11 protein-coding genes are annotated in these 13363 nt (G+C 65.0%); 3 read left to right on the top strand and 8 right to left on the bottom strand.

From position 1 onward, the window contains the following. Positions 1-288 precede the first annotated feature (288 nt). The 8 genes from HYN69_RS02305 to pstC all read right to left on the bottom strand — a co-directional run bounded on the left by HYN69_RS02305 (position 289) and on the right by pstC (position 9555). A complete protein-coding gene (locus HYN69_RS02305; RefSeq protein WP_108434324.1) occupies positions 289-1050 on the bottom strand; it encodes an ion channel in 762 nt (253 codons plus the stop codon). Then, complete coding sequence (locus tag HYN69_RS02300) at positions 1047-2552, bottom strand: aldehyde dehydrogenase (NADP(+)) (RefSeq protein WP_108434323.1); 1506 nt, start codon at positions 2550-2552, stop codon at positions 1047-1049. The genes HYN69_RS02305 and HYN69_RS02300 overlap by 4 nt, the downstream gene beginning before the upstream one ends. 100 nt (positions 2553-2652) lie before the next feature. Then, positions 2653-4182 carry a sensor histidine kinase gene (locus HYN69_RS02295; RefSeq protein WP_216824636.1) on the bottom strand — a complete coding sequence of 510 codons (1530 nt, stop codon included), beginning with the start codon at positions 4180-4182 and terminating at the stop codon, positions 2653-2655. A gap of 355 nt (positions 4183-4537) precedes the next feature. Beyond that, positions 4538-5236, bottom strand: a complete 699-nt coding sequence (phoB, locus tag HYN69_RS02290) for a phosphate regulon transcriptional regulator PhoB (RefSeq protein WP_108434321.1) — start codon at positions 5234-5236, stop codon at positions 4538-4540. Continuing rightward, the gene (gene phoU / locus HYN69_RS02285; RefSeq protein WP_108434320.1) at positions 5236-5946 is read right to left on the bottom strand and encodes a phosphate signaling complex protein PhoU; all 711 of its coding nucleotides are present in this window, start codon (positions 5944-5946) and stop codon (positions 5236-5238) included. Before phoU ends, phoB begins: the two co-directional genes overlap by 1 nt. A gap of 11 nt (positions 5947-5957) precedes the next feature. Then, positions 5958-6752 carry a phosphate ABC transporter ATP-binding protein PstB gene (gene pstB / locus HYN69_RS02280; protein WP_108434319.1) on the bottom strand — a complete coding sequence of 265 codons (795 nt, stop codon included), beginning with the start codon at positions 6750-6752 and terminating at the stop codon, positions 5958-5960. Positions 6753-6763: 11 nt separating this feature from the next. After that, the gene (pstA, locus tag HYN69_RS02275; RefSeq protein ID WP_108434318.1) at positions 6764-8101 is read right to left on the bottom strand and encodes a phosphate ABC transporter permease PstA; all 1338 of its coding nucleotides are present in this window, start codon (positions 8099-8101) and stop codon (positions 6764-6766) included. Continuing rightward, positions 8098-9555 carry a phosphate ABC transporter permease subunit PstC gene (gene pstC / locus HYN69_RS02270; protein ID WP_108434317.1) on the bottom strand — a complete coding sequence of 486 codons (1458 nt, stop codon included), beginning with the start codon at positions 9553-9555 and terminating at the stop codon, positions 8098-8100. Before pstC ends, pstA begins: the two co-directional genes overlap by 4 nt. 574 nt (positions 9556-10129) lie before the next feature. Here pstC and HYN69_RS02265 point away from each other — a divergent pair. Genes HYN69_RS02265 through HYN69_RS02255 form a run of 3 tightly spaced genes read left to right on the top strand, consistent with a single transcriptional unit; the run spans position 10130 to position 13283 of the window. Beyond that, positions 10130-11371 carry an efflux RND transporter periplasmic adaptor subunit gene (locus tag HYN69_RS02265; RefSeq protein WP_108434316.1) on the top strand — a complete coding sequence of 414 codons (1242 nt, stop codon included), beginning with the start codon at positions 10130-10132 and terminating at the stop codon, positions 11369-11371. Continuing rightward, entirely contained in the window at positions 11368-12078 is a 711-nt protein-coding gene (locus HYN69_RS02260; RefSeq protein WP_108434315.1) for an ABC transporter ATP-binding protein, read from the top strand. Before HYN69_RS02265 ends, HYN69_RS02260 begins: the two co-directional genes overlap by 4 nt. Continuing rightward, positions 12078-13283, top strand: a complete 1206-nt coding sequence (locus tag HYN69_RS02255; RefSeq protein ID WP_108434314.1) for an ABC transporter permease — start codon at positions 12078-12080, stop codon at positions 13281-13283. The genes HYN69_RS02260 and HYN69_RS02255 overlap by 1 nt, the downstream gene beginning before the upstream one ends. The last annotated feature ends 80 nt before the right edge of the window (positions 13284-13363 follow it).

Here is a 13363-nt window from a genome sequence, read left to right as displayed (position 1 = left end):
TCGTGCTGGCTGATTGAACCGGGCCTTTGCTTCGAATGGCGTCGCACAAAACTGCGAGCGGTCGTTCCCTAGGGTGCTGTCAACAAGATGCGGCACTTGCGCTACCTATTGTGTGCGCCAAGAGGGTCCGACGCGCCGTTGCCAACCCTCATTTCGCCTACCGGACGACATATCTACGCGTCAATATTTACCTGTAAGGGCTGGGCAGACGGCCCCCTTTTCTTGCGCCGACACCCGCACCGGACCGTCAGGCACGGGCGTGATTTTTCGCAGAAAAATCGGGGTGGTCTACACCGCGCCCTCGTCCTCGATGTTCAGGACCGTGCCGCAGGCCTTGCAATGCACCGCGTCGTAATCGTGGCGCAGCAAGCCGCAGGTCGGGCATTTGTGCTCGACCTTGGGCGGGCGCACCAGAACCTGTATCAGGCGGATGAACAAAGACACGCCGAAGATCATCACCAGCACCGACAACAGCCGCCCGTCCGTGCCGGTCAGGGTGATGTCGCCAAACCCCGTCGTCGTCAGCGTGGTCACGGTAAAGTAAAGCGCATCGGCATAGTTGCGAACATCGGGATTGCGGGCGACCTGAGTCTCATAGACCAGCCCCGTCATCACGAAAACGAAGATGGCAAGGTTCACCCCCGCCACGACCGATTGCTCGTTCTGGCGGAAAAACCCCCAATCCTGCCGCAACCGCCGCAAGACCAAGGGCGAGCGCGTCAACCGGAACATCCGCGCCACCCGCAGAAAGGCCAACCCCTCGCCTGCCAGCGGTGCCAGAAGCGAGATGATGACCACCAGATCGGCAATCCCTGCCACCGACAAGACCTCGCCCCGCCGGTCGCGCGCCGCAAGGATCCGCGACGCGAACTCGACGGCGATCAGCACGCCCAGCGCGACATCGACCACCTCGATCCAGAAGCTGCGCGCCATGAATGATGTGGCGACGATGAAGACCACCGTCGCCAGATCGAACAGCAACAACCCGTAGCGGAACCGCACCGCAGCGCGGCTCTCGCCTTCGTATAGCGCTGTAAGCCGCGCTCTCACCGCAACGCGTCGGGCAACAGCGCCTCGGGCAGGTTCTGGAAGGCGACAGGCCGCAGCCAGCGCCGGATCGCCATCGTCCCCACGCTTGTCGCGCCAAAGTTGGTCGATGCCGGATAGGGCCCGCCATGCACCATCGCCTCGCTCACTTCGACCCCCGTCGGAAAGCCGTTGGCAAGGATACGCCCGGCCTTGCGCTCCAGAACCGGCATCAGTCGCCGCGCAAGGCCCGTGTCGGGTTCGTCCATCTGCAAGGTGCAGGTCAACTGCCCCTCAAGCCCGCGCGCCACCGCGAACAGTTGCGCCTCGTCGCGCAACCGCACGATCACGCCCAAGGGGCCGAACACCTCATGGCCCAGCGTATGGTCGGCCAGCCAATCGTCACCCGACACCTCGAACACATAAGGCGAGGCGTTGCGGCGGTCGCACATGCTGGTCAGCACGGCCCGCACCCCCTTGGCAGCCCCGATCCGCTCGGCCCCTTGGCGGTAGGCCGTGGCGATCCCTTCGGTCAGCATCACCTGCGGGCCGATGGCCGCGACCGCATCCTTGGCAGCAGCGACGAAGGCATCGCCCTCGGCCCCCTCCATCACCAGAACCAACCCCGGATTGGTGCAGAACTGTCCCGCCCCCATGGTCAGCGAACCGGCCCAGCCGGCAGCGATCGCAGCCCCCCGCGCCGCCGCAGCGGCGGGCAGCACGAACATCGGGTTGACCGACCCCAACTCGCCATAGAACGGGATCGGCACCGCACGCTGCGCGCACAGATCGAACAGCGCCCGCCCGCCACCCAGCGACCCGGTGAACCCGACCGCCGTAATCAGCGGATGCTGCACCAGCGCCGCCCCCAGATCGTTGCCAACCCCCTGCACCAGCGAGAACACCCCCGGATGCAGGCCCAAGGCCCTGATCGCCGCGTCGATGGCTTGCGCTACGATCTCGCCGGTTCCCGGATGCGCCGGATGGCCCTTGACCACCACAGGGCAACCCGCCGCCAAAGCCGACGCCGTATCGCCGCCCGCCGTCGAAAACGCGAGCGGGAAGTTCGACGCGCCGAACACCGCCACCGGCCCCACGGGCCGCTGCATCATGCGGATGTCGGGGCGCGGCAGCGGCTTACGGTCGGGAAGTGCTGCGTCATGGCGCAGGTCAAGGAAATCGTCCTTGCGGATATGGCTGGCAAACAGCCGCAACTGCCCCGTCGTGCGCCCGCGCTCGCCATCCAGCCGCGCGGTGGGCAGGCCCGTCTCGGCGCTTCCCGTGGCGGTCAGATCGGCGCCCCGCGCCTCGATCTCGTCGGCGATGCGTTCCAGAAACACCGCCCGCTCTTCCCGCGTCAGCGCGGAATAGGACCAATAGGCCTCTTCCGCCGCCTTCACCGCACGGTCCACCTCGGCGACCGACGCGCTCGAGAACTCGAACCCCTCGCCCGCTGCGGGCGAGGACTTGAACCGTCCCGGCCCCGAAACCCAGTCTCCGGCGATAAGATGTTTTCCGGTCAGCATGGCCCAAGCCCTCCGCAACGAATTTCCATTGCTGCCGACATGCCAGTTTCACCGGCCAAGGTCAAAGCCCCCCAGCCGAAACCCGCCCCCTAGACACGCGTTACGCGGCGGGCAGAGGAAAACTCACGCGCATCCGCAAGCCAAAGGTGCCGCGTCCCTCGCCGCTCATATCCTCGGCCCCGCTATCGCGCGAAATCTCTCCCCCGATCTGTTGCACCAGCGCGTCGATGATCGCAGCCCCCGACCGGCGCGGCGCCACCTCGGGCAGGCCCACGCCATCGTCGCTGACCTCCATCAGTCCCGTCTCGCCCTTGCGGTTCAGCCGCACACGGATGGTTCCGGCACTGCGCCCCTGAAACGCGTGTTTTACCGCGTTGGTCAGCAATTCGGCCGCGATGATCGCCAGCGGAGTCGTCGTCTCCGGCCCCAGCACGATCCCCGTCTCGGTCTCGCAGATCACCGAAATTCCATGCTCGCGCGGCACGATGGCGGGGCTGTAGGCAATCTCGCGCAGCGTTTCGGAAAAATCCACATGCACCCCGTCGGCCGCCTGATACATCAGGTCATGCACGCGGCTGATCGCTCCGATCCGCGCCTTCAATTCGTTGCCGTCGATCCCGGCCTTGCCGCGCATCTGCATGTTGATCAACGAAACGATCAGCGACAGATTGTTCTTCACCCGATGGTTCGTCTCGCGCATCAGCCTGATCCGCTCGTCCGCCAGTTTCTCCGCCGCCTCCACCCGCCGATGCGCGGTTTCCAGTTCGAACCGCTGCGCCATGCGCTGGCGCAGGCGGTTCGCGGTCAGCGCGGCAAACAGCCCGATGGCGGCGAACAGCACCCAGACCGGCAGCGCCCGCTTGAGCCATGTCGTCGTCACCGCCGCAGTCGGCGTGCCGAAATTGGCATAAAGCGGCAGATCGCCCATCTTGTGATAGGCGTAAAGCCGTTCGATCCCGTCCGTCGCCGCCACGGTCGTCATCCAGCCCCGCACCGGATCGACCTTGATCGCCTTTCGCACGCCTGCGTCAGGCGGCAGCATCATCGGCTCGGACGGCACATTGCGGATCATCAGCAACCCGTCCTCGCGCATCACCGAAGCGATGTCGCCCGTCCGTGTCGCGATCCCTTTCAGGAAATCCCCGATCAGCTTGCTGTCCACCGCCGAGACGATCACCAGCACCCGCCCGTCCGGCATCTGCAAAGGCGAAGCCACGACGAAAGCATCCTCCTTGCGTAGCTCCAGCTTGATCCGGTCGATGAACAATTCGGACCCGCCCGCAATCGCATCCAGATAGGCCCGTGGCCCGAAACGCCCGTCGATCGGAAAGGCCCTGCTGGTCGAGACGAATGTCCCGTCGGTCCCGATCACCGCCACCCCGCGCATCGACACGTTGTTCTTTTCGAGGCCCGCCAGAAACTCGTGAAATCGCCGGCTCCGCAAAAACCCGAAATCCTCGGTCTCGGCCCGCACCCGCACGGCTGAGTGGATAACGGTCTGGGTCTGGATCATCCGTTCGAGGTACTGGCCGACCAGCACGGCATTGTCGACCGCATGGCGCCGCGTCGTGTCGACCTCTGCACGATAGGCGATGACGCCCCAGATGACAGCCGCAAGAAGCGGCAACACAATGCTGCCGATACGCGTTGCCAAAAATGCACGTCTCTCGTCGCGCGTTGCTCTCTGCACGGCGGGATACCCTTGCGATGCGATAAAGTTTCGGGTCGCTCTGGACCGGATCAACCAACGGAAGAAAACTGACAGGCAAGAAATCGGGCAAGCTGGCCCATCACAGGCGAACCACACAGGCCCGCACAACCTTTATACGTTAAGGCCCGGCCAAGCCTGCGGTCAACAGCCCGCACCCCTTCCGACTTGCGTCATAGGTGTCAGCGATTTCCTTTCGGCAGGCCCCCGCCGAACAGACGCGCCCGAACTTGCTTTCGGTCAACCTGCGCTCACAGCCCTAGCCCAGCGCACAGCCCTAGCCCAGTGCATAGCCTGCCCCGCGCACCGTGCGGATAGGATCGCTTGCCCCGTTCGCCACCAGCGCCTTGCGCAGGCGGCCCACATGCACGTCGACCGTGCGCGTATCGACATAGATGTCGCGCCCCCAGACCCGGTCGAGCAACTGCTCGCGCGTCCAGACCTTGCCCGCTTTTTCCATGAATGCCGCCAGCAGCCTGAACTCGGTCGGCCCCAGCTTCAGCACGGTATCGCCCCGGAACACCCGATGCGTCTCGGCGTCCAGCCGGATGTCGCCGAACTCCAGCACCACCCCAACGGTCGAAGGCCGCACCCGCCTTATCTGCGCCCGTGCCCGTGCCATCAGCTCGACCATGGAATAGGGCTTGATCACATAGTCATCCGCCCCCGTTTCCAACCCGCGCACACGGTCCACCTCTTCGGCCCGAGCCGACAGGATGATGATCGGTATCCCCCGCGTCTCGGGGCGCAGCTTCAGGCGGCGGCACACCTCTATCCCCGAAACCTTCGGCATCATCCAGTCCAGGATGATCATGTCGGGCGCGTCCTCTTCGACCAGCAAAAGCGCATCCTCGCCATTGTCGGCCTGCGTCACGTCGAAACCCTCGGCCTCGAGGTTATAGGCCAGCACCTCGCGTTGCGCCGGTTCATCCTCGACCAGCAGCACCCGCGGATGCGTCACCGAGGGCGCAGCCATCAGCCGCGCGCCCCCATGCCTTGAACGGCCTCGGCCTTGGGCCGCTCGTCTCCGGGCATCGCGCCCGACACCAGATAGATCACCTGCTCGGCGATGCCGGTGGCATGGTCGCCCACGCGTTCTATGTTCTTGGCGATGAAATGCAGATGCATCGCCGCCGTGATATTGCGCGGATCTTCCATCATATGCGTCAGCAATTCGCGGAACAGCGCGTTATACATCTGGTCGATCTCGTGGTCGCGCTGGCGGATATCCTCGGCCACCACCGCATCGCGCGCGATATACGCGTCCAGCGCATCCTTCAGCAGCACCACCACCGCCCGCGCCATCCGCTTGACCGATCCGGTCGACGCGCCAAGCGGCGACATCTGCGACAGGACCGCCGCCCGCTTGGCAAGGTTCTTAGCATAATCGCCCGCCCGCTCCAAGGCTGCGGCGATCCGCATCACCGTCAGCACGGTCCGCAAATCGCCCGCAATCGGCGCGCGCAGCGCGATCAGCCGCGCACATTCGGTCTGGATATCCTGCTCCAGCGCGTCGATCGCCTTGTCACCGGCGCGCACCCGCTGCGCCAGTTCCTCGTCGCGGTTGTCCAGCGCATCCGCCGCATCCAGCAGCGCCGCCTCGACCAGTCCGCCCATCCGCATCACATGCGCCTGCACTGCTTCCAGATCACGGTCGAATGCCGAAAGGATATGAGTGTTCGCCATGTCTTTTCCCCTCAGCCGATCCGGCCGCTGATATATGATTCCGTGCGCGGATCTTTCGGCGCGGTAAAGATCGTCCCCGTCTCGCCATATTCGACCAGCGACCCGAGGTGGAAGAACGCCGTCCGCTGGCTGACCCGAGCGGCCTGCTGCATCGAGTGCGTCACGATCACCACCGAAAACTGCGACCGCAACTCGCTGATCAACTCCTCGACCTGCGCCGTGGCGATCGGGTCAAGCGCCGAACACGGCTCGTCCATCAAAAGCACCTCAGGGCTGGTCGCAACCGCCCGCGCGATGCACAAACGCTGCTGCTGCCCGCCCGAAAGCCCGGTGCCGGCCGCCGTCAGACGGTCCTTGACCTCGTTCCACAGCGCCGCCTTGCGAAGCGAGCTTTCGACAACCTCGTCCAACTCGGCCTTGGTCCGCGTCAGGCCGTGAATCTTCGGCCCGTAAGCCACGTTGTCGTAGATCGATTTGGGGAACGGGTTCGGCTTTTGAAACACCATCCCCACCTTGGCGCGCAACTGCACCGGGTCCACGCGGGCATCATAGATGTCCTGCCCGTCCATCTCGATCAACCCCTCGACCCGCGCGCTTGCCACGGTGTCGTTCATCCGGTTCAGGCAACGCAAGAACGTCGACTTTCCGCAGCCCGAAGGCCCGATGAACGCCGTCACGGTCTTGTCGAGGATCTCGACATCGACATTCTTCAACGCATGGTTGGTCCCGTAATAGACGTCCACTGCGCGGGCCGACATCTTGGATTTTTCACTCACGGCTCTCTCCGTCAATCGCATGTCGTTCATATCATATCCCCTTACCAGCGGCGCTCGAAACGGCGACGCAGGATGATCGCCACGGCATTCATCGTCAAAAGGAACACCAAAAGCACGATGATCGCACCCGATGCCCGTTCCGCAAAGGCCGGATCGGCCCGTTGTGTCCAGCTATACACCTGCACCGGCAAGGCGCTTGCCGGATCGAAGAACCCTTCCGGCGGCGACGAAGGATAGTCCTTCACGAAAGCCACCATCCCGATCAGCAAAAGCGGCGCACTCTCGCCCAGCGCCCGAGCAAGGCCCAGAATGGTCCCCGTCAAGATCCCCGGCATGGCAAGCGGCAGGACGTGATGGAAAATCGACTGCATCTTCGACGCCCCCACCCCCAGCGCCGCATCGCGGATACTGGGCGGCACGGCCTTCAGGCTGGCCCGCGTGGCGATGATGATGGTGGGCAGCGTCATCAGCGTCAGCACAAGCCCCCCCACGATAGGCGCCGATTGCGGCAGGCCAAGGAAGTTGATGAACAAGGCCAGCGCAAGGATGCCGAACACGATAGACGGCACGGCGGCCAGATTGGCTATGTTGATCTCGATAAGATCGGTCCAGCGGTTCTTCGGCGCGAGTTCTTCCAGATAGATCGACGCGGCCACCCCGATGGGCAACGAAAGCACCAGCACGATCATCATCATATAGGCCGACCCAAGGATCGCGACACCCAGCCCCGCGCTTTCCGGCCGCAACTCGGACGCATCCGGATTGGTCAGGAACTTCCAGTTGAACCCCGTCTTGATCACACCCGCATCTGCCATGCGCTGCGCGACCACCAACTGCTCGGGGCTGATGTTGCTGTCGCGCGCCGCACTTTCCATCGTGACGCGGCCCTTGAAATAGCCGTCTACCCGACCGTTCGCCATGGCGTTGAAGGTCAGCGTGGTGCCGATAAGATCGGGGTTTGCCAGCACCGTATCGCGCAGGTCGGCGGCGGCTTCCTTCGACAGCAGGCCCATCAAATCCTTGGGCTTCATCCCGCCGGTATCGACCCCGCGGTCTTCCAGCATCTTCTGCAGCGCACCTTCGATCAGCTTGCCATAGCCGACCGTCGTAACCTTCGCCATCGCCGCAAGATCGCGCGCCCCCGACTTGTCGAGCTTGGCCTCGTCCAGCGGGATCGCCATTTCGATATGCGTCTGCCGGAACGACGACAACCCGTTCCCCAGAACCGAGGCCAGCAGGAAGACAAGCGCCAGCATCCCCAAGCCGACAGCGGCGACACCCAGCATACGGAACCGCTTCTCGGCCGCGTTGCGCGCCTTGGTGCGGGCGTCCGGCTCCAGCAGTGACGGCTTGCGCCCCTCGAAATCCACAGCGGTCATTCGTATTGCTCCCGATATTTCCGCACGATCGCCAGCGCCAGTACGTTCAGCCCCAGCGTAAAGACGAACAAGGTCAAGCCCAGCGCAAAAGCCACCAGCGTCTCGGGGCTGGCAAACTCGGTGTCGCCGGTCAACTGGCTGACGATCTTCACCGTCACCGTGGTCATCGCCTCGAACGGGTTCAGGCTCAGCTTCGCAGCCGCCCCCGCCCCCAGAACCACGATCATCGTCTCGCCGATCGCACGGCTTGCCGCCATCAGCACAGCCCCCACGATCCCCGGCAAAGCGGCGGGGAAAACCACCTGCTTGACCGTTTCCGACTGCGTGGCACCGATCGCATAAGACCCGTCGCGCAGCGCCTGCGGCACCGCGTTGATGATGTCATCGGACAACGAAGACACATAAGGGATCAGCATGATCCCCATCACCACGCCCGCCGTCATCACGCTCGACGACGACTCGCCCAGACCCAAGGGCTGCGCGAACCAGTCGCGCAGGAACGGCCCCACCGTCATCAGCGCGAACAATCCGTAAACGATCGACGGAATACCGGCGAGGATTTCCAGCGCGGGCTTTGCGACACTCCGCACCCGGCCGCTGGCATATTCCGACAGGTAGATCGCCGCCATCAGCCCGACAGGCACCGCCACGACAAGCGCGATGAAAGACACGTAAAGCGTGCCCCAAAGCAGCGGCCAGATCCCCAGATCGGACCCGCCCCCGAATTTCGGTGCCCATGTCAGCGAAAAGAAGAAATCCTTGGCCGGATAAAGCCGGAAGAAGTGCCAGCTTTCGAACACAAGGCTCAGAATGATGCCCAAGGTCGTCAGGATCGCGACCGAAGACGCACCGATCAACAGCACCTTTACGAAACCCTCGACGACATTGCGCGCCCGGAACGCGGGCGTCACCCGCATCGCGGCAAGCAGGAACCCCGCAACCGCCAACCCCAGCGCAGAAACCGACAGCCAGCCGCGCCCCGTCGCCACCTCGGCCCGGTAAACCGCGGCGGCCTCGGCCACATGCGGGCTGACGTCTGCGGCAAGCGCCACGCCCGCATCCGCAAGGCGCGTCTTCAGCGCCGCCGGATCGGCCACCAGCCGCGCCACCTCGTCCTCGGGCGTACCACGCGCCACCAGCACATCGACGCCCCCGGCGATACGCCGCACGTCCGACATGACAAGATCGCGCGTCGATCCGGCCCCGATATCCTCGGGCAGGATCATCCCGGTCACATGCGCCTCGATCAGCACGGGCTGGACCAGCAGCCAGACCAGCATAAGCGCAAAGGCCGGAACAGCGGTGAACAAGGCGACAGTCGCCCCGTAATAGGTGGGCAGCGAATGCAATTCGCGCGTGTCACCCTTGACCGAAAGAACCGCCCTCTGGCGTCCCATAATGAAACCAAGGGCAGCAAGCCCCAGCAAAACCAGCGATAAAAGACCGACCGTCATGTCACGTCCTGCTTAAAGGGAACAGGGCGCGGCGCATCGCCACCCCCTGCAAGGTTGTTATTCCAGCGGCCCCATGACCGTTTCGTCTGCCACAGCCGCCCCCGCAGCAGCCAGAACAGCCAGCGCCGAGAGGGTATGCTTCAATGCGGTCATGGTTCACTCCACAAAGGTCCGGCGCAGCGCACTGGGCACTTTGCAGCATGTCTAGGCGCGGTCTATGTCGCTTGCGTAATAGATTTATGACAGTTTTGTTGCGAACCATCCCGCCCCGCAATCCGAAGATTTTTATCCTGAAAATCTTCGCCTTGCCCCTGCCCGCATCCTGCCTGCACGCCCCCTGCACGCCCGCGCGACTCCCGCGCGACTCCCGCGCGGCTCCCGCGCGGCTCCCGCGCGAAGCGAACTTCGTCCCCCGCACCCCTTGGCAAACGGCAGAATCGCCCCTCACAACCCTGCGAGAACCCCGCCTTTTGCGGCCCCTGCCTTTGTCGCCGCGAAAAAACACCCCATGTCGCGACGGAATGATATGGATCGCTGCGTAAAACCTACCGCCTCGCCTCAGGAACGGACCCCGATGACCGACGATTCCACCGACATCTCCCGCCTGATCGCCGGATCGGGCACAGGACGCAGGCCCTGGGTCCGGATCGCGGTCGCGGCGTTCATCCTGCTTGCAGGTGCCGCTTGGTGGATAGGCAGGCAAGACGCCGGTCCCACCGTCACCTATGACAGCCAACCCGTCATTCGCGGCGCGCTGACCGTGACCGTCACCGCCACCGGAACCGTGCAGCCCACGACCAAGGTCGATCTGTCCTCCGAACTGTCGGGCACGCTCGTCGCAGTCGATGCCGATTTCAACGACCGCGTCACCACGGGCCAGACCCTCGCCCGCCTCGACGACACCAAGACCCGCGCGCAGGTCGCCAATGCCACAGCCAGCGTGACAGCCGCCCGCGCCCGCCTGCGCCAGGCCGAAGCAACCGCGACCGAAACCGCCGAAACCTACAAGCTGCAACAGCAGCTCGAAAAGCGTGGCATCACCGCGCGCCGCGACTTCATCTCGACCGACGCCGAGTTCCAGCGCAGTCAGGCCGCCGTAGAAATCGCCCGCGCCGACCTGACCGTGGCCGAGGCCAACCTCGAACTGGCCAAGGCCGATCTCGAAAACTCGGTCATCCGCGCACCCATCGACGGCATCGTGCTGTCGCGCACCGCCGAGGTGGGCCAGATCGTCGCCTCGTCGCTGAACGCGCCCGTCCTTTTCACCCTCGCGGGCGACCTGTCCAAGATGGACCTGCAAGTCGACATCGACGAAGCCGACATCGGCCGCATCGCACCGGGAAACGAGGCCACCTTCACCGTCGACGCCTTCCCCGGCCGCAGCTTTCCCGCCCGCATCGCGCAGGTGCGCTACGCCCCCGAAACCACCGACAACGTGGTGACCTACAAGGCCGTGCTGACGGTTGAAAACCCCGACGGCGCTCTTCGCCCCGGCATGACCGCCACCGCCACGATCACCGTCGCAAAGGTGGCCGACAGCCTGATCGTCCCCAACGCCGCCCTGCGCTATGCCCCGCCACAAGCTGCCCGCGAAAGCCGCGGCGGCAGCGGGCTGCTTGGCCTCATCATGCCGCGCCGCGGTCCGTCCGGCCCCTCGGTCACGGCCGACGGCAAAACGGTGTGGGTCTTGCGAAACGGCGCGCCGGTCGCCATGCCCGTCATCCCCGGCGAAAGCGATGGCCGCCAGACAGCGGTGACCGGCGAAGGGCTTGCCGAAGGCGACGCCGCAATCACCGACCAAAGTGCCGCCGAATGACCCCGCTGATCCAGCTTTCCGGCGTCACCCGCAGCTATGGCAAAGGCGAGGCCGAAGTCCGCGCCCTGAACGGCGTCGACCTTTCGATAGCCAAGGGCGAATTCGTCGCCATCATGGGCCCGTCCGGCTCGGGCAAATCCACCGCCATGAACATCATCGGCTGCCTCGACCGCCCCACCACCGGCACCTTCCGCTTCAAGGGCACCGAACTCCAGCACCTCGACAACGACCAGCGCGCCCTGATCCGGCGCAATTACCTCGGCTTCGTGTTTCAGGGCTTCAACCTGCTGCCCCGCACCACCGCCTTGGAAAATGTCGAACTCCCGCTCATCTACAAGGGCCTGCCTCCCGCACAGCGCCTGCCGCTTGCCCATGCCGCGCTGGCAAAGGTCGGCCTTACGGGCCGCGACCACCACGACCCCAGCCAGCTTTCCGGTGGCCAGCAACAGCGTGTCGCCATCGCCCGCGCGCTTGCGGCAAACCCCAGCGTGATCCTTGCCGATGAACCCACAGGCAACCTCGACAGCCACCGCAGCCACGAGATCATGCAGCTTCTCCAGACCCTGAACCGCGACGAAGGCATCACCATCGTCATGGTCACACACGAAGACGACATCGCCGCCTATGCCCGCCGCCTGATCGTCTTTACCGATGGCCGCATAACCCGCGACGAACCCGTCGCCCCATCGAAACGCGAGCACGCCTGATGCTGTGGGAAACCGTCCGCCTCGCCGCCCGCGCCATCACCCGCAACAAGCTGCGCTCGTTCCTCACCGTGCTGGGCGTCGTGATCGGCGTCGCCGCCGTCATCGCCATGGTCACCGTGGGCCAAGGCTCCTCGGCGCAGGTCTCGGCCAATGTCGCCAGCCTCGGCACCAATGTCCTCGTCCTGCGCCCGGGCCGCCAGACCATGGGCCCCGGCCCGCGCGAGCCTGCCCCCCAGTTCACCCTGCGCGATGCCGAGGCGCTAGAAGCCCTGACCGTCGCCGCAGCGGTCGCCCCCACGACCACCACCACGGCAACCGTCGTCTTCGGCAGCGCCAACCATTCGACCCAGGTCACGGGCTCGACCGCCGGTTACCTCGCCGCCGGCAACTGGCCCCTCACCCGGGGCCGCAGCTTCACCGAAGCCGAAGAACGCGGCGGCTCGCCGGTCTGCATCCTTGGCGAAACGGTCCGCAAGGCGCTCTTCGGCGCGACCGACCCCATCGGTCAGACACTCCGCGTCAAATCCGTCTCCTGCACCGTGATCGGCCTTCTCGCCCCCAAGGGCGCAGGCTCCTTCGGTCAGGATCAGGATGACATCGTCCTCATGCCGATCCGCACCGTGCAAAAACGGCTCGAAGGCAGCGACGACGTCGAACGCATCACCGTGGCGCTCAGGAAATCCGTCACCTCCGACCGTGGCATCCGCGAGATCGAAAACCTGATGCGCGAACGCCGCCGCATCGCCATCGGGCGGGATGACAATTTCAGCGTGACCAACATGGCGGAAATCGCCTCGATGCTCACCTCGATCAACTCGGTGCTGACGGGGCTCCTCTCCTCGGTCGCCGCCGTGTCGCTGCTGGTCGGCGGGATCGGCATCATGAACATCATGCTGGTCTCCGTCACCGAACGCACGCGCGAGATCGGGATCCGCCTCGCCGTCGGCGCCACCTCGGCGCAAGTCCTGACCCAGTTCCTCGTCGAGGCCGTGGTCCTCTCCATCCTCGGCGGCGTCATCGGCATCGGCGCGGGCCTCGCACTCGCCTTCGCGGCCTCGCAATTCATGGCCATCCCCTTCGCCCCCCAAGCCTCGGTCGTCGCCCTCGCCTTCTGCTTTTCCGCGCTGATCGGCGTGATCTTCGGCTACTTCCCCGCCCGCCGCGCCGCCCGCCTCGACCCGATCGACGCCCTGCGCCACCAGTAACCACTCTTCCCCGCGCCCCGCCGTTGATTGCCAGACAGGACGCTGGGGCAGCCAATTGTTCATCGCAGTAAAGGCAGGTT

The sequence above is a fragment of the Gemmobacter aquarius genome (genome assembly GCF_003060865.1).
Classification (GTDB): domain Bacteria; phylum Pseudomonadota; class Alphaproteobacteria; order Rhodobacterales; family Rhodobacteraceae; genus Paragemmobacter; species Paragemmobacter aquarius.
Note: the sequence above shows the minus strand (reverse complement) of the source record. Positions and strands in the feature narration are given on the sequence as shown.

What these genes read in the sequence shown, in the direction of transcription:
- pstA (WP_108434318.1), bottom strand. Translation starts at nt 8,101, where the DNA reads ATGACCGCTGTGGATTTCGAGGGGCGCAAGCCGTCACTGCTGGAGCCG.
- HYN69_RS02265 (WP_108434316.1), top strand. Translation starts at nt 10,130, where the DNA reads ATGACCGACGATTCCACCGACATCTCCCGCCTGATCGCCGGATCGGGC.
- phoB (WP_108434321.1), bottom strand. Translation starts at nt 5,236, where the DNA reads ATGGCTGCGCCCTCGGTGACGCATCCGCGGGTGCTGCTGGTCGAGGAT.
- HYN69_RS02260 (WP_108434315.1), top strand. Translation starts at nt 11,368, where the DNA reads ATGACCCCGCTGATCCAGCTTTCCGGCGTCACCCGCAGCTATGGCAAA.
- phoU (WP_108434320.1), bottom strand. Translation starts at nt 5,946, where the DNA reads ATGGCGAACACTCATATCCTTTCGGCATTCGACCGTGATCTGGAAGCA.
- pstC (WP_108434317.1), bottom strand. Translation starts at nt 9,555, where the DNA reads ATGACGGTCGGTCTTTTATCGCTGGTTTTGCTGGGGCTTGCTGCCCTT.
- HYN69_RS02300 (WP_108434323.1), bottom strand. Translation starts at nt 2,552, where the DNA reads ATGCTGACCGGAAAACATCTTATCGCCGGAGACTGGGTTTCGGGGCCG.
- pstB (WP_108434319.1), bottom strand. Translation starts at nt 6,752, where the DNA reads ATGAACGACATGCGATTGACGGAGAGAGCCGTGAGTGAAAAATCCAAG.
- HYN69_RS02255 (WP_108434314.1), top strand. Translation starts at nt 12,078, where the DNA reads ATGCTGTGGGAAACCGTCCGCCTCGCCGCCCGCGCCATCACCCGCAAC.